19 protein-coding genes are annotated in these 19,229 nt (G+C 64.3%); 12 read left to right on the forward strand and 7 right to left on the reverse strand.

From position 1 onward, the window contains the following. The first annotated feature begins 89 nt into the window (after window positions 1-89). Both NTD82_RS00400 and NTD82_RS00405 read left to right on the forward strand, forming a co-directional pair. Window positions 90-782 (forward strand): DNA-3-methyladenine glycosylase, encoded by a 693-nt coding sequence (locus NTD82_RS00400; protein WP_095159329.1) that lies wholly within the window; start codon window positions 90-92, stop codon window positions 780-782. Between the two features lie 4 nt (window positions 783-786). Next, window positions 787-2,103 (forward strand): bifunctional DedA family/phosphatase PAP2 family protein, encoded by a 1,317-nt coding sequence (locus tag NTD82_RS00405; protein WP_262127385.1) that lies wholly within the window; start codon window positions 787-789, stop codon window positions 2,101-2,103. 3 nt (window positions 2,104-2,106) lie between these two features. On the opposite strand, the gene NTD82_RS00410 is transcribed toward NTD82_RS00405, so the two are convergent. Genes NTD82_RS00410 through NTD82_RS00420 form a run of 3 tightly spaced genes read right to left on the reverse strand, consistent with a single transcriptional unit; the run spans window position 2,107 to window position 3,782 of the window. Next, a complete protein-coding gene (locus NTD82_RS00410) occupies window positions 2,107-2,697 on the reverse strand; it encodes an LON peptidase substrate-binding domain-containing protein (RefSeq protein WP_095159331.1) in 591 nt (196 codons plus the stop codon). Between the two features lie 9 nt (window positions 2,698-2,706). Beyond that, the gene (locus tag NTD82_RS00415) at window positions 2,707-3,423 is read right to left on the reverse strand and encodes an LrgB family protein (RefSeq protein ID WP_095159332.1); all 717 of its coding nucleotides are present in this window, start codon (window positions 3,421-3,423) and stop codon (window positions 2,707-2,709) included. Beyond that, entirely contained in the window at window positions 3,420-3,782 is a 363-nt protein-coding gene (locus tag NTD82_RS00420; protein ID WP_095159333.1) for a CidA/LrgA family protein, read from the reverse strand. Before NTD82_RS00420 ends, NTD82_RS00415 begins: the two co-directional genes overlap by 4 nt. 170 nt (window positions 3,783-3,952) lie before the next feature. Here NTD82_RS00420 and NTD82_RS00425 point away from each other — a divergent pair, with 170 nt between their 5' ends. The 3 genes from NTD82_RS00425 (at window position 3,953) to NTD82_RS00435 (ending at window position 6,885) form a co-directional block, all read left to right on the forward strand. Beyond that, window positions 3,953-4,408, forward strand: a complete 456-nt coding sequence (locus tag NTD82_RS00425; RefSeq protein WP_262127386.1) for a MaoC family dehydratase — start codon at window positions 3,953-3,955, stop codon at window positions 4,406-4,408. Window positions 4,409-4,495: 87 nt separating this feature from the next. Then, window positions 4,496-6,217 (forward strand): C13 family peptidase, encoded by a 1,722-nt coding sequence (locus tag NTD82_RS00430; RefSeq protein WP_262127388.1) that lies wholly within the window; start codon window positions 4,496-4,498, stop codon window positions 6,215-6,217. A 26-nt stretch (window positions 6,218-6,243) separates the two neighbouring features. Beyond that, window positions 6,244-6,885 (forward strand): oxidoreductase, encoded by a 642-nt coding sequence (locus NTD82_RS00435; RefSeq protein ID WP_262127389.1) that lies wholly within the window; start codon window positions 6,244-6,246, stop codon window positions 6,883-6,885. A 131-nt stretch (window positions 6,886-7,016) separates the two neighbouring features. On the opposite strand, the gene NTD82_RS00440 is transcribed toward NTD82_RS00435, so the two are convergent. The 4 genes from NTD82_RS00440 to NTD82_RS00455 all read right to left on the reverse strand — a co-directional run bounded on the left by NTD82_RS00440 (window position 7,017) and on the right by NTD82_RS00455 (window position 11,265). Then, entirely contained in the window at window positions 7,017-7,277 is a 261-nt protein-coding gene (locus NTD82_RS00440) for a YceK/YidQ family lipoprotein (RefSeq protein WP_095159396.1), read from the reverse strand. 23 nt (window positions 7,278-7,300) lie between these two features. Then, window positions 7,301-7,930, reverse strand: a complete 630-nt coding sequence (gene ubiX, locus NTD82_RS00445; RefSeq protein WP_095159337.1) for a flavin prenyltransferase UbiX — start codon at window positions 7,928-7,930, stop codon at window positions 7,301-7,303. Continuing rightward, on the reverse strand, window positions 7,927-9,276 hold the full coding sequence (gene mpl, locus NTD82_RS00450) for a UDP-N-acetylmuramate:L-alanyl-gamma-D-glutamyl-meso-diaminopimelate ligase (protein WP_262127390.1): 1,350 nt from the start codon (window positions 9,274-9,276) through the stop codon (window positions 7,927-7,929). Before mpl ends, ubiX begins: the two co-directional genes overlap by 4 nt. A gap of 66 nt (window positions 9,277-9,342) precedes the next feature. Beyond that, entirely contained in the window at window positions 9,343-11,265 is a 1,923-nt protein-coding gene (locus tag NTD82_RS00455; RefSeq protein ID WP_262127391.1) for a sigma-54-dependent Fis family transcriptional regulator, read from the reverse strand. 266 nt (window positions 11,266-11,531) lie between these two features. Between NTD82_RS00455 and NTD82_RS00460 the strand changes: the two genes are divergently transcribed. The 7 genes from NTD82_RS00460 (at window position 11,532) to NTD82_RS00490 (ending at window position 19,186) form a co-directional block, all read left to right on the forward strand. Beyond that, entirely contained in the window at window positions 11,532-13,052 is a 1,521-nt protein-coding gene (locus NTD82_RS00460; protein ID WP_095159340.1) for an aldehyde dehydrogenase family protein, read from the forward strand. 165 nt (window positions 13,053-13,217) lie between these two features. Further along, window positions 13,218-14,666, forward strand: a complete 1,449-nt coding sequence (gene eat, locus NTD82_RS00465; protein WP_262127392.1) for an ethanolamine permease — start codon at window positions 13,218-13,220, stop codon at window positions 14,664-14,666. Between the two features lie 49 nt (window positions 14,667-14,715). Then, window positions 14,716-16,110 carry an ethanolamine ammonia-lyase subunit EutB gene (locus NTD82_RS00470; RefSeq protein WP_262127393.1) on the forward strand — a complete coding sequence of 465 codons (1,395 nt, stop codon included), beginning with the start codon at window positions 14,716-14,718 and terminating at the stop codon, window positions 16,108-16,110. A gap of 12 nt (window positions 16,111-16,122) precedes the next feature. Next, window positions 16,123-16,941 (forward strand): ethanolamine ammonia-lyase subunit EutC, encoded by an 819-nt coding sequence (gene eutC, locus NTD82_RS00475; RefSeq protein WP_262127394.1) that lies wholly within the window; start codon window positions 16,123-16,125, stop codon window positions 16,939-16,941. Window positions 16,942-17,050: 109 nt separating this feature from the next. Continuing rightward, entirely contained in the window at window positions 17,051-17,503 is a 453-nt protein-coding gene (locus tag NTD82_RS00480) for a GNAT family N-acetyltransferase (protein WP_095159344.1), read from the forward strand. 207 nt (window positions 17,504-17,710) lie between these two features. After that, the gene (locus NTD82_RS00485; protein ID WP_095159345.1) at window positions 17,711-18,361 is read left to right on the forward strand and encodes a DedA family protein; all 651 of its coding nucleotides are present in this window, start codon (window positions 17,711-17,713) and stop codon (window positions 18,359-18,361) included. 9 nt (window positions 18,362-18,370) lie between these two features. After that, window positions 18,371-19,186, forward strand: coding sequence for a zinc-dependent peptidase (locus NTD82_RS00490; RefSeq protein ID WP_262127395.1), 816 nt, complete (start codon window positions 18,371-18,373; stop codon window positions 19,184-19,186). Window positions 19,187-19,229: the final 43 nt, after the last annotated feature.

Below are 19,229 nucleotides of genomic sequence, written 5' to 3' on the forward strand. Positions count from 1 at the left end.
CAGACAGGCTGATAGCGTCTCTTCCGTTCAGCTTCGATAAAGGAAGAAGTTGCTATCATCGGCACTTCTTCCCCCTGCCCAAAACCACCATGTCCCAACCAGCGCCCTGCCCGCCCCGTGCCTTGCCCGACGCCTTTTTCGACCGCGACGCCCAGGTCCTCGCCAAGGACCTGCTGGGCAAAGTGATCCGCCATCGCCACGGTCCCTACTGGCTGTCGGCGCGGATCATCGAGACCGAGGCCTATTACCTCGACGAGAAAGGCAGCCACGCCTCGCTCGGCTATACCGAGAAACGCAAGGCGCTGTTCCTCGATGGCGGGCATATCTACATGTACTACGCGCGCGGTGGCGATTCGCTCAACTTCAGCGCTCAAGGGCCGGGAAACGCAGTACTGATCAAATCCGCCTTCCCGTGGGTCGATGCCGTCTCCGACAGCAACGCCCTGGCACAAATGCAGGTGAACAACCCGGATGCCAGCGGCGGGGTCCGTCCGATCGAGCGGCTCTGCAACGGGCAGACCCTGCTGTGCAAAGCACTGGGCCTGAAAGTACCGACCTGGGACGCCAAGCGCTTCGATCCGGAACGGCTGTTTGTCGAAGACTGTGGAATCATCGTGCAACACATTATCCAGGCCAGCCGGCTGGGCATTCCCAAGGGCCGCGACGAACATCTGCCGCTTCGTTTCGTCGACGCCGAATACGCCCGTCACTGCACGCGGAACCCGCTGCGCCGCGGCCAAGTCGAAGGGCGCGACTTCTCTCTACTGACACAAGGAAACTGACACGATGGGCCCATGGCTCGACAGCCTGACCGGCTGGCTGACCGCGAACCCGCAATGGCTGGGCGTCGCGATTTTTCTGGTGGCCTGCGTCGAATGCCTGGCCATCGCCGGGATCATCGTGCCCGGCACTGTCCTGTTGTTCGCGGTCGCCGTGCTGGCCGGCAGCGGCGCGCTATCCCTGAGCGAAACCCTGCTGCTGGGTTTTCTCGGCGGGTTGCTGGGTGATGCCATCTCCTACACCGTGGGACGACGTTTCCATCAGAACATCCGGCGCCTGCCGCTGCTGCGCCATCACCCGGAGTGGATTGGCAGCGCCGAAACCTACTTTCAGCGTTATGGCATCGCCAGTCTTCTGGTCGGCCGCTTCATTGGCCCATTGCGGCCGATGCTGCCGATGGTCGCCGGCATGTTCGACATGCCGCTGCCGCGCTTCATCGCTGTCAGCCTGATTGCCGGCGCCGGCTGGGCGGTGGCCTATCTGCTGCCGGGCTGGGCCACCGGCGCGGCCATGCGCCTGCCGTTGCCGGAGGGTTTCTGGCCGCAGGCCGGCGTGGTCGCTGCGGGTGTGGCCATATTGATCGGGGTGAGCATCAACAGCAGCCTGCGCGCGCAGCCCCGCGGGACACGGCTGATCGCCGCGGTCAGCCTGGTCATGCTGGTGGCGCTGTTCATCGGCTTCCCGCACCTGAGCCAGTTCGACCAGGGCCTGATGACCCTGATCCAGGAACACCGCAGCCACGTCCTGGACGGCAGCATCGTGCTGATCACCCGCCTCGGCGACTTCCGCACCCAGCTCGTCGTCGCCGGCGTGCTGGTGGCGCTGCTGGTGCTGGCACGGCAATGGCGCCCGGCGGTCTTCGCCTGTAGCACCCTGCTGGGCACGGCCCTCGCCAACTCCGCCACCAAGTGGTTCTTCGCCCGCGCCCGCCCGGAAGTCCTGACCGATCCGCTGACCACCTACAGCATGCCGAGCGGTCACAGTTCCGCTTCGTTCGCCTTCTTCCTGACCCTCGCCGTGCTGGCCGGCCGCAGCCAGCCACCGCGGATGCGCCTGACCTGGATTCTGCTGGGCTGCCTGCCGGCGCTATCGATCGCGGTGTCGCGCGTTTATCTCGGCGTGCACTGGCCCACCGACATCCTCGCCGGTGGTCTGCTCGCCTGCTGCGTCTGCGCCATCAGCCTGGCACTGGTCCAGTACCGCGAGCCCCTGACGGCCATGCCGCTACGGGTCTGGTGGCTGATTCTGCCGGCGTGCGTCGGCGTGCTGGCGTTCTTCGCCCTGCACGCGCTACCGCACGCCCTGCTGCGTTATCAGTACTGAGGGTCAGGCGAAGAGTTCGCCCTGGATGCGGTCGAGCAGCGACTGGATCGCCACCAGGCGCTGAGTAGGAGAGTCGATGGCGAGGAGCTTGAGCTTGTCCTCGTCATCGAACGGCAGCAGGTAGGCCAGTTGATTGGCCAGGGCCTGCTTGCCGGTGACCCGGCTGGCCATGTCCAGCCCTGAAACCATCGGGTGTTCGGCCAACGCCATGAGCAGCGCCAGCAGGTCGTCATCCTCGTCGTCCAGCGGCGGATCGTCCTGCTCATCCAGCCAGCGCACGTCAGCCACCAGCAGGTTGTCCTTGCGCACTTCGAAGTCATCGACCATGAAACGCCGTTCGCCCTTGACGCGAATGCCCAGCAGGCCGTTGTCCTGCTGCTGGAAATCCTCGATCAGCGCCTGGCAGCCGATGCCGGCGAAAGACTCCGGCGCCTTGCCGACCTGCTCGCCCTCGAGGATGCACACCACGCCAAAGCCGCCGCCCTGCTTCATGCAGCGGCCGATCATGTCCAGGTAACGCGCCTCGAATATCTGCAAATCCAGGTTGCAACCGGGAAACAGCACGGTGTTGAGGGTAAACAAGGGCAACGTCATTACAGGTCCTCAGGCTACCAGGCTGACCGCCAACGGCAGGAACACCGCGGTAGCCACACCCATCAAGCTCATGGCCAGGGCCGCGAACGCCCCGCACTCTTCACTTTCCTGCAGCGCCACCGAGGTGCCCACGGCGTGCGCTGTCAGACCCAGCGCCATGCCCCGGGCCTCGGGGCTGTTCACACCCAGCAGCGACAACAGCGCCGGGCCGAAAATCGCCCCGATCACGCCGGTGATCAGCACGAACACCGCGGCCAGCGCGGCGACACCACCAATCTGCTCGGCCACCAGCATCGCGATCGGCGAGGTCACCGACTTCGGCGCGAGGGTCATCAGGATCATGTGCTCGGCACCGAACCACCAGCCCAGCAGCAGGCAGATAGCGGTCGCGAACACACCTCCGACTATCAGCGTAGTAAAGGTCGGCCAGAACAGTTGGCGGATCCGCCGCAGGTTCAGATAGAGCGGCACGGCCAGGGCGACCGTGGCCGGGCCCAGCAGGATATTCATGATTTCCGTGCTCTTGCGGTACTCGGCGTAGGTCAGGCCGCAACTGAGCAGCACGCCGATCACCACCAGCATCGAAACCAGCACCGGCTGGAGAAACAGCCAGCGGGTCTTTTCATACGCGGCGATCACCAGTTGGTAGGCGCCCAGGGTGATGCCGATGCCGAACAGCGGATGGTGGATAACGGCCTGCACCGCACCTTGCCAGTCGAGACTCATGGGCGATCCTCGCGGCGGGCCTGGCGGGCGATCATTTTCTGCATCAGCACACCACAGAAGGCCATGGCCAGAATCAGCGACAGCACCAGCGCGCCGGCAATCGCCCAGAAGTCGGCGACGATGTCAGCGGCATAGACCATCACCCCCACGGCTGGCGGCACCAGCAGCAGCGGCAGATAGCGCAGCAGGCTGGAAGCCGCCTCGCTCAGCGGCTCGCCGACTTCGCCCCGCACCATCAGGAAGACCAGCAGCAACACCAGGCCGATGATCGGCCCCGGAAGAATGGGTACAAACAGGTGATTGATCGCTGTACCGAGCAACTGGAACAGCACGAGCCACGTCAAACCGCGCAACAACATTGCCTATCTCCCTCAAACCTGGCGGCCATTATAAGCACGCTAACGACCGGTCTATACCCCGACATTCGCCCGGGTCATGCCTACTTGACCGGGCCAATGGAGCGTGCTGATCTTAAGCATTCGTATCTGCCTTAGTCATAAGAAATTCAAAGACAGTCAGGAGAGTCGCAATGCCCTATGTACCCGTTGCAGAGCTGCCGCAGTACGTTGGAAAGGAACTCGGACGTTCCGAATGGCTGAAGATCGATCAAGAGCGCATCAACCTGTTCGCCGAGGCCACCGGCGACTTCCAGTTCATTCATGTGGACCCGGCGAAGGCGGCAAAAACGCCATTTGGCAGCACCATCGCCCACGGTTTCCTCACCCTTTCGCTGATTCCCAAGCTGATGGAAGACATCCTGGTCCTGCCCGAGGGCCTGAAGATGGTCGTCAACTACGGCCTGGACAGCGTGCGCTTCATCCAGCCGGTCAAGGTCGACTCGAACGTCCGCCTCGCGGTAAGCCTCACCGAGGTCACCGAGAAGAAACCCGGCCAGTGGCTGCTCAAGGCCACCGCGACCCTGGAAATCGAAGGTGAAGAAAAACCGGCCTACATCGCCGAGCCCCTTTCCCTCGCGTTCGTCTGACGCCCGCTGGTGAAACGGCCTGACCGCCGTTTCACCAGAACCCTGGTTCTGCGGCATACTCGGGGCTTCAAACGCCCGGACCCCGCCATGCGCCCACTCGTTCCACTTGCCCTGATTCTGCTGCTCGCCGCCTGTGGCGATGGCGAACCGCTGTCGCCGCCCGATGCCCGCCTGCCTGATGGCGGCCGTTACCGGGGCGAGGTGGTCGACGGCCTGCTGCAGGGCGAAGGTCGCGTCGACTACCCCAACGGCAGTTGGTACGCCGGACACTTCAGCAACGGCCAGTGGCATGGCCAGGGCGAATGGCACGGCAGCAACGGCGAGGTCTATATCGGCCAGTTCCAGCAAGGACTGTTCCACGGCCAAGGCAAGCTCACCACCCCGACCAGCAGCTACAGCGGCGGCTTCAAGCTCGGCCGGCGCGACGGCGAAGGCAGCCTGCGCGAAGGCGGTCAGCATTACCGTGGCCAGTTCAAGGACGACCAGTACAGCGGCGCCGGCGAGTTGGTGCTGGCCGACGGCAGCCAGTACCAGGGGCAGTTCGCCAAGGGCAAGCCCAATGGCGAAGGCGTTCGCAGCGACGCCAGCGGCAATCAGTTCAGCGGCCACTTCGTCGATGGCCTGCTCAAGGGCACCGGCACCTTCAACAGCGCCGAGGGCGATCAGTACATCGGCGAGTTCAAGGCCAACCGCCTGGAAGGCCGCGGCCGCTACGAGAATGCCGACGGCGACGTGTGGATCGGCGACTTCAAGGACGGCGCGCTCACCGGCAAAGGCGAGTTGTTTGCCGTTGACGGCAGCCATTACAAAGGCGGCTTCCGCGACTGGCGCTTCTCCGGCAAGGGCCGCCTGCAACTGGCCGATGGCAGCGTCTACAGCGGCGGTTTCGAAAACGACAGCTACCAGGGCAGCGGTCGCCTGGTCCTGCCCGGCGGCCGGGTCGAAGCCGGTCACTGGATCAACGGCCTGCGGGTGCGCGACGAACAGGGCCGGTTGCTGCCCGACCCGCTCGAGCAAGCCTTGCTCAACCAGGGCAGCCTGCTGGAACAGGCCCTGGGGCAAATACCGCCCTCCACCGGCGATATCGAGCTTTACAGCCTGACCCTCGCGGGCGACGGCAACCAGAGCGTGTTCCTGCGCGAAGCCGACTACGTCAGCGACATGCTCAAGACCCGTTTCGGCGCCATTGGCCAGGTCAGCCTGGTCAACCATCGCGACCACCTCGCCGACCGGCCCATGGCCACCCGCGAAACCCTCACCCGCGCCGCCAAGCGCCTGGCCGAGCGCAGCGGCCCGGAAGACCTGGTGTTCGTCTACCTCACCACCCATGGCAGCCACGAGCATGAACTGGTGCTCGACCAGCCACGGCTGCAACTGGCTGACCTCCCCGCCGACGAACTGGCCGCCGCCCTCGCGCCGCTCAAGGAACGCGACAAGATCATTGTCATCTCCGCCTGCTATTCAGGTGGCTACATCGAACCGCTCAAGGATGAACGGACCCTGATCATGACCGCCTCGCGGGCCGACCGGGTGTCCTTCGGCTGTTCCGAAGAGGCGGACTTCACCTACTTCGGCGACGCGCTGTTCGCCCAGGCCCTGAACCAGACCGACGATCTGCAACAAGCATTCGAACTTGCCCGGGCCCATGTGGACCAACGGGAACAAGCCGAAGGCTTCGAAGCGTCCGAACCGCAGCTATGGGCGCCCAAAGGCGTCCTGGCACATTGGCAAAAATTGCGTCAGCAACAAGCGCGAAAAGCGCTGCAAAGTGCCACTGCGGTCGAGGAAAAAAGTACGGCCAGCCACTAAGCTGACTGTATCAAGGGAGAAACATCATGTACTTGACGCCGCAGCACATCCTGCTTGCCGGGGCTACCGGCCTTACCGGTGAACACCTGCTCGATCGTCTGCTCAACGAGCCGACCATCAGCCGCGTGCTTGCTCCTACCCGCCGGCCATTGGCCGAGCATCCACATCTCGAAAATCCGGTCGGAGACCCGGCGGTTTTTCTCCCGCAGTTGAGTGGCCGTGTCGATATCGCGTTCTGCTGCCTGGGCACCACCATCAAGCAGGCCGGGTCGGAAACGGCCTTCCGCGCCGTCGACCTGGACATGGTCGTGGCCTTCAGCAAACGCGCCCGGGAAATGGGCGCGCGGCACCTGCTGGTGGTCAGCGCGATCGGCGCCGATACGAAATCCTCGGTGTTCTACAACCGAGTCAAAGGCGAGATGGAGGAAGCGCTGAAAGCCCAGGACTGGCCACAACTGACCATTGCCCGGCCGTCGCTGCTGCTGGGCGAACGCATCGAACCGCGCCTGGCCGAACAAGTGGCCGGCACGCTGTCGAAGCTGATTCCGGGCAAGTATCACGGGATCGAGGCATGCCAGCTTGCGCGGGCGCTGTGGCGGCTGGCGCTGGAGGAACAGGACGGGATTCGGGTGGTGGAATCCGATGAACTGAGGAAACTGGGGAAATAAGCCAACGAAACATCCCCCCTCCCTGTAGGAGCGAGCTCGCTCGCGAAAGACTGCAAAGCACTCCCCCCGGATCGCTGAAAGAGTGGATAAGTCCGGGGCCACGTTGCGGCCCTTCGCGAGCAAGCTGGCGCCTACAATCCGCCGCTGGCCTGGAAACCAACCCCCAGGACAGTCAACACAGATAGCGGCAAGAACAGCGTATCCAGCACCATACTTCCCGGCAGATCCAGCCCCGGGTACTTCGGCGCCTCAGCGCCAAAGCGGTCCTCGGCGCAACAACCACCCTGCAACGCATACAGGTCCAGCCGCGTCCCGGAATACACCACCGGCGCGCCCGGTTTTGCCGCATCCAGCGTGCGGACCGTGGCGCAGCCACTGAGGGTCAGCGCCATCAGCAGCCCCGCCAGCAGGGGCTTCACTCTTCCCCGCCGAAATGATGCTCGCCCCAACGCGGCAGCATGTCCTGGGGAATGTTCAGCAGATTGAGAATTCGTGCCACGACGAAGTCCACCAGGTCATCGATGGTCTGCGGCTGGTGGTAGAACCCCGGCGCCGCCGGCAGGATCACCGCGCCCATCTGCGACAGCTTGAGCATGTTCTCCAGATGGATGGTGGAAAACGGCGCTTCCCGCGGCACCAGGATCAACTGGCGGCGCTCTTTCAGGGTGACGTCCGCCGCACGCTCGATCAGGTTGTTGCAGGCGCCGGTGGCGATGGCCGACAGGGTGCCGGTGGAACACGGCACCACCACCATCGCCGCCGGCGCGCCGGAGCCGGAAGCCACAGGCGACATCCAGTCTTCCTTGCCATAGACCCGAATCTGCCCGGCGGCAGCGCCGGTGTATTCGGTCAGGAACGCCTGCATGGCTTGGGGCTTGGGCGGCAGCAGCACGTCGGTTTCGGTGGACATCACCAATTGCGCCGCCTTGGAAATCAGGAAGTGCACCTCGCGGTCCTCCCGCACCAGGCAGTCCAACAGGCGCAGGCCATATTGCGCCCCGGAGGCGCCGGTCATCGCCAGAGTGATGCGTTCCGGCCCGTTCACCGCAGCGCCTCGGCCAGTTTGCCGTGCAGGCCGCCGAAGCCGCCGTTGCTCATGATCACCACTTGGGTGCCGGCGCGGGCCTGGCCTTTGACCCGCTCGATGATGGCTTCGAGGCTGTCGGCGACAATCGCCGGCACCGCGCACTGAGCGGCGGTCGCCGCCAGGTCCCAGCCGAGGTTCGGCGGTGCGTACCAGATCACCTGGTCGGCATCGCGCACGCTTTCCGGCAGGCCATCACGGTGGGCACCGAGCTTCATCGAGTTGGAGCGCGGTTCGATCACCGCGATCACCGGTGCATCACCAACGCGCTTGCGCAGGCCGTCGAGGGTGGTGGCGATGGCGGTCGGGTGGTGGGCGAAGTCGTCGTAGATGGTGACGCCGTTGACCTCGGCGACCTTCTCCATCCGCCGCTTGACGCTCTTGAACGCGCTCAGTGCAGCGATGCCCATGGCCGGGACGACGCCAACGTGGCGGGCCGCAGCCAGGGTCGCCAGGGCGTTAGCAACGTTGTGCTGGCCGGTCAGTTCCCACTCCACCACGCCTTGCACGTCACCGTCGAAGCTCACTTCGAAGCGCGAACCGTCGTCGCTGAGCAGGCGCACCTGCCATTGACCGCCGACACCGGTGGTCTGCACCGGGGTCCAGCAGCCCATCTCGATCACGCGCTTCAAAGCGGGTTCGGTGGTGGGGTGGACGATCAGGCCTTCGCTCGGAATGGTGCGCACCAGGTGGTGGAACTGCCGCTCGATCGCCGCGAGATCAGGGAAGATATCCGCGTGATCGAACTCAAGGTTGTTGAGGATCGCGGTGCGCGGACGGTAGTGAACGAATTTCGAACGCTTGTCGAAGAAGGCGCTGTCGTATTCATCCGCCTCGACCACGAAGAACGGCGTGCCGCCCAGACGTGCCGACACCGAGAAGTTCTGCGGCACGCCGCCGATCAGGAAGCCCGGGCTCATGCCGGCATGCTCCAGCACCCAGGCTAGCATGCTGCTGGTGGTGGTCTTGCCGTGGGTGCCGGCGACCGCCAGGACCCAGCGCCCCTGCAGGACATGGTCGGCCAGCCACTGCGGGCCGGACACATAGGGCAGGCCCTTGTTCAGCACATATTCCACCGCCGGGTTACCCCGCGACAGCGCGTTGCCGATCACCACCAGGTCAGGCGCGGGATCCAGTTGCGCGGCGTCATAGCCCTGGGTCAGTTCGATGCCTTGGGCTTCGAGCTGGGTACTCATGGGCGGATAGACGTTGGCGTCGGAACCGGTGACGCGGTGGCCGAGCTCCTTGGCCAGAACCGCCAGCGAGCCCATGAAAGTGCCACAGATACCAAGAATATGAATGTGCATGGTCAACCTCGGAAAACGTGCTGGCAGGGTAGCTTAGGGTTGGAAAAATCTCACCCTGTGTTTCGCTCAGGCGCCCCGGGAAAGACCGTGTTTGCGCAGTTTGCGATACAACGTGTTACGACTGACCCCAAGCTGCGCCGCCACCTGGGTCATGTGCCAGCGCTTCTGCTCCAGCGCCGCGAGCAAGGCCTGGCGCTCGGCGTCATCCAGCGGTGCCCGAGGGTTATCCACAGGTGCGTTGACCACGGCTTTCAATGGCGCGGCGTTGCGCACCAGCGGCGGCAGGTCGAGCACGCCAATATGCCCGTCTTCGCACAGCGCCACCAAGGTCCGCAGCACATTGCGCAACTGGCGCACGTTGCCCGGCCAGGCGAAATCCAGCAGCAAACGGCGCGCCGCCGGTTCCAGTTGCACCGCTTGCCGCCCGGCTTCCTCGGCGAGGATGAAGTCGAGCAACTGGCCCTTGTCACTGCGCTCGCGCAACGCAGGCAGGGCGATTTCCAGACCGTTGAGGCGGTAATAAAGGTCTTCGCGGAAACTGCCGTCCTCGACCCGGCTCAGCAGGTCGCGGTGCGTGGCGCTGATGATGCGCACGTCCACCGCCTGCGGCTCGCCACCGATGGGCACCACCTGGCGCTCTTCGAGCACCCGCAGCAGGCGGGTCTGCAAGGCCAGCGGCATATCGCCGATTTCGTCCAGCAGCAAGGTGCCGCCATCGGCCTGTTGCAGCTTGCCGCGCATGCCTTCCTTGCGCGCGCCGGTGAAGCTGCCGCCGCGGTAACCGAACAGCTCGCTTTCGATCAGGCTTTCCGGAATCGACGCACAGTTGAGCGCGACAAACGCCTTGCCCGCGCGCTGGCTGGCCTGGTGCACGGCCTTGGCGAACGCCTCCTTGCCGGAGCCGGTCTCGCCGTTGAGCAACAGCGGCACATCGCGCTCGAACACCCGCAGCGCCCGACGAAAATCGTTCTGCAGGGCCGGATCGAGCAGACAGATATCCGCAGGTTTGCTCGGCGCCGGCACACGCACCGGCGCAATCGGCTGGACCAGCGCCCGGGCCTGCCCGCGCAGGCTGGCGAACAGCAACCGGCCATCACGGGTGCGCAGCGGCCAACTGGTGCTGGCCATCGCGGTAGCGCGGCCCAGCAACTCGTCGAGGTGGCAGTCGAAGAACATTTCCACCGGCTTGCCCAGCAGGCCGCCACGGACATTGCCCAACAGGTTCAGCCCGCTCTGGTTGACCGCCTGAATCCGCCCTTCGCCGTCGAAGGCCAGCAGCCCCTCGCTGAACAGCCCGACGGATTCGGCCTGCAGGTGAAAGCGCAGCAACCAGTGGTTTTCGAAACAGCGCAGGAAATAACAGCTCTCGATCATCTTCGCCGAGAGGTTGACCAGGGCCATGGTGTGGAACTGGCTCTGCCGCGAGACCTCCGCCCGCGCCGACGACACGTCCAGCACCGCCAGCAGCTCACCGTGCGGGTCGAAGACCGGGCTCGCCGAGCAGGTCAGGCCGGTGTGGCGCCCGCGAAAATGTTCTTCCTGATGGATGGTCAGCGCCTGGCGTTCCACCAGGCAGGTGCCGATGCCGTTGGTGCCTTCGCGGGCCTCGCTCCAGTCGGCCCCCAGCCACAGCCCGGCGCGCTCGAAAATGCGCCGCTCGGTGGGTGCGGTCACGCAATTGAGGATTACCCCGCGAGCATCCGTCAGCAAGACCGCATGGCCGGCGCCGGAAAGCTGCTGGTGCAGGCTGTTCATCTCGCTGTCGGCGATGCGCAGCACCTGGTGCAGGCGATCGCGGCTTTCCATGACCCGCTCGTGTTCGAGCACGGTGGGCGCCATGGCGAGGGCCGGATCGAGGTGGTAGTCCTCCAGACAGCGCAGCCAGGAGCGGGCGATCGAGGGATCGCTGCCCGGCCCCTGCAAACCGCCTTTGCCCTGGGTCACTGTAAGCACTTGCCGGGCGTGCCGGCTCAGATGATTACCCTGCACTTTTATTGTTCTCCGCGGGTGAGAGAAACCCAGCATCCTCCTCGCACTGGCGCTTTGCAATGGCGCCTTGACCACCGGGTCGCCGGCTGTACCACCAGCGGTACAAAGTGTCACCCAGGCTGTACCGAAGGTGTCGCAGCCTGCGCCGAAACCCTCGGCAAAACTGCGCCAAGTCATTGATCCGACGTGGCCTCCGGGCACTGGCCCGACCTTTGCTCTACGCTTGGAATCCTCCCCAACAAAACACATAAGCCAGGAGAGACACCATGCGTTACGCACATCCAGGTACCGAAGGCGCAAAGGTTTCGTTCAAGAGCCGCTACGGTAACTTCATCAATGGCGAGTTCGTGGCTCCGGTCAAAGGCGAGTACTTCACCAACACCTCGCCGGTGAATGGCCAGCCCATCGCCGAATTCCCCCGCTCCACTGCCGAAGACATCGATAAAGCCCTGGACGCCGCCCACGCCGCCGCCGATGCCTGGGGCCGCACCTCGGTCCAGGACCGCTCCAACGTCCTGCTGAAAATCGCCGATCGCATCGAGCAGAACCTCGAAGTGCTGGCCATCACCGAAACCTGGGACAACGGCAAGGCCGTCCGCGAAACCCTCAACGCCGACATCCCGCTGGCGGTCGATCACTTCCGCTACTTCGCCGGTTGCATCCGCGCCCAGGAAGGCGGCGCCGCGGAGATCAACGAGGGCACCGTGGCCTATCACATCCATGAGCCGCTGGGCGTGGTCGGGCAGATCATCCCGTGGAACTTCCCGATCCTGATGGCCGCCTGGAAACTCGCGCCGGCCCTGGCCGCCGGCAACTGCGTGGTACTCAAGCCGGCCGAGCAAACGCCGCTGGGCATCACCGTGCTGGTGGAACTGATCGCCGACCTGCTGCCGCCCGGCGTGCTCAACGTGGTGCAAGGCTACGGCCGCGAAGCCGGTGAGGCCCTGGCCACCAGCAAGCGCATCGCCAAGATCGCCTTCACCGGTTCGACGCCGGTGGGCTCGCACATCATGAAATGCGCGGCCGAGAACATCATTCCGTCCACCGTCGAGCTGGGTGGCAAGTCGCCGAACATCTACTTCGAAGACATCATGCAGGCCGAGCCGTCCTTCATCGAGAAGGCCGCCGAAGGCTTGGTGCTGGCGTTCTTCAACCAGGGCGAAGTCTGCACCTGCCCGTCCCGCGCACTGGTGCAGGAATCCATCTATCCGAAGTTCATGGAAGTGGTGATGGAGAAGGTGAAGAAGATCAAACGCGGCGACCCGCTGGACACCGACACCATGGTCGGCGCCCAGGCCTCGCAGCAGCAATTCGACAAGATCCTGTCCTACCTGGAAATCGCCGAGCAGGAAGGTGCTGAACTGCTCACCGGCGGCAAGGTGGAAAAACTCGAAGGCGACCTGTCGACCGGCTATTACATCCAGCCGACCCTGCTCAAGGGCAACAACCGCATGCGCGTGTTCCAGGAAGAAATCTTCGGCCCGGTGGTCAGCGTCACCACCTTCAAGGACGAAGCCGAAGCCCTGGCGATCGCCAACGACACCGAGTTCGGCCTGGGTGCCGGCGTCTGGACCCGCGACATCAACCGCGCCTATCGCATGGGCCGCGGCATCAAGGCCGGCCGCGTGTGGACCAACTGCTACCACCTGTACCCGGCGCATGCCGCGTTCGGCGGCTACAAGAAGTCCGGCGTTGGCCGTGAAACCCACAAGATGATGCTCGATCACTATCAGCAGACCAAAAACCTGCTGGTGAGCTACGACATCAACCCATTGGGCTTCTTCTAAACCTGCCATCGCGAGCAAGCTCGCTCCTACAGAAAAAAACGCGCCGTCCCCGTAGGAGCGAGCTTGCTCGCGATGGGCTGCAAAGCAGCCCCAAAAACCAGAGCAACCCCTCTGGCCCGCTTCATGCACCGCATTCACCACTCAAAAACAACAACAGGTGACTTCATGCCAAGCGATCACTCCGCCGGGACACCGGCAGGTTCTTCCGTCGACTTCGAAAAGGTCGGCTCCGACTACTTCCAACAACGTGAACTGAAAAAAGGCGCCGCCGGCTGGGTCCTGCTGGTCGGCCTCGGTGTGGCCTACGTGATTTCCGGCGACTATGCCGGCTGGAACTTCGGCCTGGCCCAAGGCGGCTGGGGCGGGATGTTCCTCGCCACGCTGCTGATGGCCACGATGTACCTGTGCATGTGCTTCTCGCTGGCCGAGCTGTCCTCGATGATCCCCACCGCCGGCGGTGGTTACGGCTTCGCCCGCAGCGCCTTCGGCCCCTGGGGCGGGTTTCTCACCGGCACCGCGATCCTCATCGAATACGCGATCGCCCCGGCGGCGATCGCGGTGTTCATCGGCGCCTACTGCCAGTCGTTGTTCGGCATCGGCGGCTGGATCATCTACCTGGTGTTCTACATCATCTTTATCGGCATCCACATTTTCGGGGTCGGTGAAGCGCTGAAGCTGATGTTCGTCATCACTGCGGTAGCGGCCATTGCCCTGGCGGTGTTCCTGATTGCGATGGTGCCGCACTTCGAGACGAAGAACCTGTTCGACATCCTTCCAACCCAGGCCGTCGGCGCCAGCGAGTTCCTGCCCTTCGGCTACGTAGGGGTGTGGGCGGCGATTCCCTACGCGATCTGGTTCTTCCTTGCTGTCGAAGGCGTGCCACTGGCGGCCGAGGAAACCAAGAATCCCAAGCGCGACCTGCCGCGCGGCTTGATCGGCGCGATGCTGGTGCTGCTTGGTTTCGCCCTGCTGATCCTGGTCATCGGCCCGGGCGCCGCCGGTGCCGAAGCGCTGAAAAGCTCCGGCAACCCGCTGGTCGAAGCCCTGGCCAAGGCCTACGGCGGCTCGACCTGGATGGGCAGCTTCGTCAACCTGGTGGGCCTGGCTGGCCTGATCGCCAGCTTCTTCTCGATCATCTACGCCTATTCCCGGCAGATCTTCGCGCTTTCCCGCGCCGGCTACCTGCCGCGCGTGCTGTCGCAGACCAACAAGAGCAAAGCTCCGGTGCTGGCGCTGATTATCCCGGGCATCATCGGCTTCGCCTTGTCGCTGACCGGCCAGGGTGACCTGCTGATCCTGGTGGCGGTGTTCGGCGCTACGCTGTCCTATGTGTTGATGATGGCCGCGCACATCACCCTGCGCATTCGTCGCCCCAAAATGGAGCGGCCGTATCGCACGCCGGGCGGCATCTTCACCTCCGGCGTGGCCCTGGTACTGGCCTGCCTGGCCGTGGTGGCGGGTTTTCTGGTGGATCCGCGGGTGGTGATCGGCGCCGCCATCATCTATGGCATCTTGATTGCGTACTTCGCCCTGTACAGCCGCCATCACCTGGTGGCCGGTACGCCGGAAGAAGAGTTCGCCGCAATCCAGAAGGCCGAAGAAGCCTTGCACTGACCGCCTCACCGCGCCGCCGGCCGGCCCGGCGGCGCTCTGGAGATTCCGAATGGCAAGTTTCGTACACACGGCAGGCAACCAGACCTACCGTTTCGACAGCCTCAAAGAGGTCATGGCCAAGGCCAGCCCGGCCCGTTCCGGCGATTTCCTCGCCGGGGTCGCCGCCAGCAACGACGGCGAACGGGTCGCCGCGCAGATGGCTTTGGCCGATATTCCCCTCAGTCATTTCCTCAATGAAGCGCTGATTCCTTACGAGGAGGACGAAGTCACCCGGCTGATCATCGACACCCATGACAAACAGGCCTTCGCGGCTGTCAGCCACCTGACTGTCGGCGGCCTGCGCGACTGGCTGCTCGGCGATCAGGCCGACGAAAACAGCCTGCGCGCCTTGGCGCCGGGCCTGACGCCAGAGATGGCGGCGGCCGTGTCGAAAATCATGCGGGTGCAGGACCTGGTGCTGGTGGCGCAGAAGATCCGTGTGGTCACGCGCTTTCGCGGCACCATGGGCCTGCGCGGCCGGCTCTCGACCCGGCTGCAGCCCAACCACCCCACCGACGAACCGGCCGGCATTGCCGCGAGCATCCTCGACGGCCTGCTCTACGGCAACGGTGACGCCATGATCGGCATCAACCCGGCCACCGACAGCATCGCCTCGATCTGCGCGCTGCTGGAAATGCTCGACGCCATCATCCAGCGCTACGACATCCCCACCCAGGCCTGCGTGCTGACCCACGTCACTACCTCCATCGAGGCGATCAACCGCGGCGTGCCGCTGGACCTGGTGTTCCAGTCCATCGCCGGCACCGAGGCGGCCAACGCCAGTTTCGGTATCAACCTCAATGTGCTGAAGGAAGGCTACGAGGCGGGCCTGAGCCTGAACCGCGGCGCCCTCGGGCAGAACCTGATGTATTTCGAGACCGGCCAGGGCAGCGCGCTATCGGCCAACGCCCACTTCAGCGTCGACCAGCAGACCTGCGAAACCCGCGCCTACGCCGTGGCCCGGCACTTCAAGCCATTCCTGGTCAACACCGTGGTCGGTTTCATCGGCCCCGAGTACCTGTACAACGGCAAGCAGATCATCCGCGCCGGCCTCGAAGACCACTTCTGCGGCAAGTTGCTGGGCGTGCCCATGGGCTGCGACATCTGCTACACCAACCACGCCGAAGCCGACCAGGACGACATGGACATGCTCCTGACCCTGCTCGGCGTCGCCGGGATCAACTTCATCATGGGCATCCCCGGCTCCGACGACATCATGCTCAACTACCAGACCACCTCCTTCCACGACGCCCTCTACGCCCGCCAGACCCTGGGCCTGAAGCCGGCGCCGGAGTTCGAGGGCTGGCTGGCGCGCATGGGCATCTTCACCCAGGCCGACGGCCGCGTGCGCTTCGGCGACAACCTGCCACCGGCCTTCCGCCAGGCCCTGGCGCAACTGGGATAAGCGAGCGACCTCATGGACAAGCAACCGACGCCCACCGACAACCCCTGGCTGGAACTGCGCCGCCTGACACCGGCCCGCATCGCCCTCGGCCGATCCGGCACCAGCCTGCCGACCCAGGCGCAACTGGACTTCCAGTTCGCCCACGCCCAGGCCCGCGACGCCGTGCACCTGCCCTTCGACCATGCCGGCCTGCGCGAGCAACTGCAGGCCCGCGGCCGCGACAGCCTGCTGCTGCGCAGCGCCGCCAATGACCGCCATCACTACCTGCAGCGCCCGGACCTGGGGCGGCGCCTGCATGAAGACTCCGCGCAGGTGCTTCGCGAGCACGCCCTGGGCAATCCCGGCGGGATCGACCTGGCCATCATCGTCGCCGATGGCCTGTCCGCACTGGCCGTGCACCGCCACACCCTGCCGTTTCTCAATCGCCTTGAAGAACAGACCGCCGCCGATGACTGGTCCACCGCGCCCGTGCTGCTGGTGGAACAGGGCCGGGTCGCCGTGGCCGATGAAATCGGCGAGCTGCTGGGGGCGCGCATGACCGTGATCCTGATCGGCGAACGCCCCGGCCTCAGCTCGCCGGACAGCCTGGGGCTGTATTTCACCTACAACCCGAAAGTCGGGCTGACCGATGCCTACCGCAATTGCATCTCCAACGTTCGCCTGGAAGGCCTGAGTTACGGCATGGCCGCGCACCGCCTGGTCTACCTGATGCGCGAAGCCTGTCGCAGACAGCTTTCCGGGGTGAACCTCAAGGACGAAGCGCAGGTCCAGACCCTTGATTCGGAAACGGACGTGCAACAAAACGGAAACTTCTTGCTTGGAAAACCCTGAATGACGGCCGCTTTTTCGACGATTGCGATTTTTTTCCGCTTTAGGCAGCATCTGGGGCGACGGCTGCCCGAGATTCGCCGCCATTCCCTTCGAAACACGAGGCCTGCTTATGCGAATCATCCAAGCCACCCTTGAGCACCTGGACCTGCTTGCACCGCTATTCGTGAAGTACCGCGAGTTCTACGGGCAACTGCCCTACCCGGACTCGTCCCGCGCTTTCCTGGAAAAACGCCTGGAACGCGGCGAATCGATCATTTACCTGGCGCTGCCGGATGATGACGACAGCAAGCTGATGGGCTTCTGCCAGCTCTACCCGAGTTTTTCCTCGCTGTCGCTCAAACGCGTGTGGATCCTCAACGACATCTACGTCGCCGAAGACTCCCGGCGCATGCTGGTGGCCGACCACCTCATGCGCGAAGCCAAACGCATGGCCAAGGAAACCAACGCGGTGCGCATGCGGGTATCCACCAGCAGCGACAACAAAGTGGCGATGCAGACCTACGAGTCCATCGGTTTTCGCGAGGACACCGAGTTCAAGAACTACGTTCTGCCGCTCAACTGACGACAACACGATCACTGTGGGAGCGCCGCCCGGTCAGCTCCCACAGTGGTTTGCCGCTCAGCACATTCAGCTACAAACTGCGTAAGCAGAAATCTCTCGTCGCCGTATAATGGCGCCCTTCGTATTGTGTGAATTCTTACCCTTCCTTGTGGGGTAACTTTGCGCTCCTCGCACTGCCAGCCAACGTATTGAACACAGGTGTCGTACATGGACTTCAACCCGCTGGACCTCATTCTGCATCTCGACGCTTACCTCGATTTGCTGGTCAACAACTATGGTCCATGGATCTACGCCATCCTCTTCCTGGTGATCTTCTGCGAAACCGGCCTGGTGGTGATGCCGTTCCTGCCGGGCGACTCCCTGCTGTTCATCGCCGGCGCCGTGGCCGCGGGCGGCGGCATGGACCCGGTACTGCTTGGCGGCCTGCTGATGATCGCGGCCATCCTCGGCGACAGCACCAACTACGTGATCGGGCGAACAGCCGGGGAACGCCTGTTCAGCAACCCGAACTCGAAAATCTTCCGCCGCGACTACCTGCAGCAGACCCACGATTTCTATGAGCGCCACGGCGGCAAGACCGTGACCCTGGCGCGCTTCCTGCCGATCCTGCGGACTTTCGCACCGTTCGTCGCGGGCCTGGCGAAAATGCCCTACCCACGCTTCTTCGGCTTCAGCGTCGCCGGCACCATCCTCTGGGTGGGCGGCCTGGTGACCCTGGGTTACTTCTTCGGCAACGTGCCCTTCATCAAGCAGAACCTGTCGCTGATGATCGTCGCCATTATTCTGCTGTCGCTGGTGCCGGTGATCATCGGTGTAGTCCGCGGCCGCATGAACCGTGGCCCGGCCAAGGCGCACTGATCCGCCGACATGTGGAGCCTGAGCGACTGGCGTCGCCGCCGGACCCTGGCCCGGCACCCGATCGATCCACAACTGTGGCAGCAGGTGCGCGAGCGCCTGCCGATCCTCGACGGCCTGAACGACGAGGAAGACCAGTGGCTGCGCGAGGCCTGCATCCTGTTTCTGCGGGACAAACACCTCACCACCCTGCCCGGCGTCGAGCTGAACGATGGCGAGCGGCTGTTCCTGGCCGCCCAGGCGCAGTTGCCGCTGCTGCACCTGGGACCGCTCAACTGGTATCAGGGCTTTCACGAAATCATCCTTTACCCGGATGACTTCCTCAGCCCCCAGCGCCACCGCGACAGCAGCGGCATCGAGCATGAATGGGACGCCGAACACAGCGGCGAGGCCTGGCAGCAAGGGCCGGTGATCATGGCCTGGCCCGGCGTGCAGGCCAGCGGCGTGTGGGAAGGCTACAACCTGGTCATCCATGAGCTGTCGCACAAGCTGGACATGCTCAATGGCGACGCCAATGGCCTGCCGCCACTGCACGGCGACATGCGTGTCAGCGACTGGGCCAAGGCCATGCAGCACGCCTACGACGACCTCAACCGCCAGCTCGACCGCAACCCCGATGCCGAGACCGCCATCGACCCCTACGCGGCGGAAAACCCCGCCGAATTCTTCGCCGTGACCAGCGAATACTTCTTCAGCGCTCCCGATCTGCTGATGCAGGCATACCCCGCGGTTTATGCCCAGCTTCGCGGGTTTTATCGCCAGGATCCCCTGGCCCGCCTGCAACAACTCCAGCTCAGCCACCCGCAGTACAAAGATGCGCTGGAGTGAATCGGTCAAGCATCGGGGCGGGCATGGCAAGCGTTTCCGAATG

The organism is Pseudomonas sp. 5P_5.1_Bac1, from assembly GCF_025466015.1.
In the GTDB taxonomy this organism is placed as follows: domain Bacteria; phylum Pseudomonadota; class Gammaproteobacteria; order Pseudomonadales; family Pseudomonadaceae; genus Aquipseudomonas.

Coding starts and splice junctions, on each gene's coding strand:
- NTD82_RS00485 (WP_095159345.1), top strand. CDS start 17,711: ATGGACTTCAACCCGCTGGACCTCATTCTGCATCTCGACGCTTACCTC.
- mpl (WP_262127390.1), bottom strand. CDS start 9,276: ATGCACATTCATATTCTTGGTATCTGTGGCACTTTCATGGGCTCGCTG.
- NTD82_RS00430 (WP_262127388.1), top strand. CDS start 4,496: ATGCGCCCACTCGTTCCACTTGCCCTGATTCTGCTGCTCGCCGCCTGT.
- eutC (WP_262127394.1), top strand. CDS start 16,123: ATGGACAAGCAACCGACGCCCACCGACAACCCCTGGCTGGAACTGCGC.
- NTD82_RS00490 (WP_262127395.1), top strand. CDS start 18,371: ATGTGGAGCCTGAGCGACTGGCGTCGCCGCCGGACCCTGGCCCGGCAC.
- NTD82_RS00435 (WP_262127389.1), top strand. CDS start 6,244: ATGTACTTGACGCCGCAGCACATCCTGCTTGCCGGGGCTACCGGCCTT.
- NTD82_RS00405 (WP_262127385.1), top strand. CDS start 787: ATGGGCCCATGGCTCGACAGCCTGACCGGCTGGCTGACCGCGAACCCG.
- NTD82_RS00470 (WP_262127393.1), top strand. CDS start 14,716: ATGGCAAGTTTCGTACACACGGCAGGCAACCAGACCTACCGTTTCGAC.
- eat (WP_262127392.1), top strand. CDS start 13,218: ATGCCAAGCGATCACTCCGCCGGGACACCGGCAGGTTCTTCCGTCGAC.
- NTD82_RS00400 (WP_095159329.1), top strand. CDS start 90: ATGTCCCAACCAGCGCCCTGCCCGCCCCGTGCCTTGCCCGACGCCTTT.
- NTD82_RS00425 (WP_262127386.1), top strand. CDS start 3,953: ATGCCCTATGTACCCGTTGCAGAGCTGCCGCAGTACGTTGGAAAGGAA.
- NTD82_RS00415 (WP_095159332.1), bottom strand. CDS start 3,423: ATGAGTCTCGACTGGCAAGGTGCGGTGCAGGCCGTTATCCACCATCCG.
- NTD82_RS00410 (WP_095159331.1), bottom strand. CDS start 2,697: ATGACGTTGCCCTTGTTTACCCTCAACACCGTGCTGTTTCCCGGTTGC.
- NTD82_RS00480 (WP_095159344.1), top strand. CDS start 17,051: ATGCGAATCATCCAAGCCACCCTTGAGCACCTGGACCTGCTTGCACCG.
- NTD82_RS00420 (WP_095159333.1), bottom strand. CDS start 3,782: ATGTTGTTGCGCGGTTTGACGTGGCTCGTGCTGTTCCAGTTGCTCGGT.
- NTD82_RS00460 (WP_095159340.1), top strand. CDS start 11,532: ATGCGTTACGCACATCCAGGTACCGAAGGCGCAAAGGTTTCGTTCAAG.
- NTD82_RS00440 (WP_095159396.1), bottom strand. CDS start 7,277: ATGGCGCTGACCCTCAGTGGCTGCGCCACGGTCCGCACGCTGGATGCG.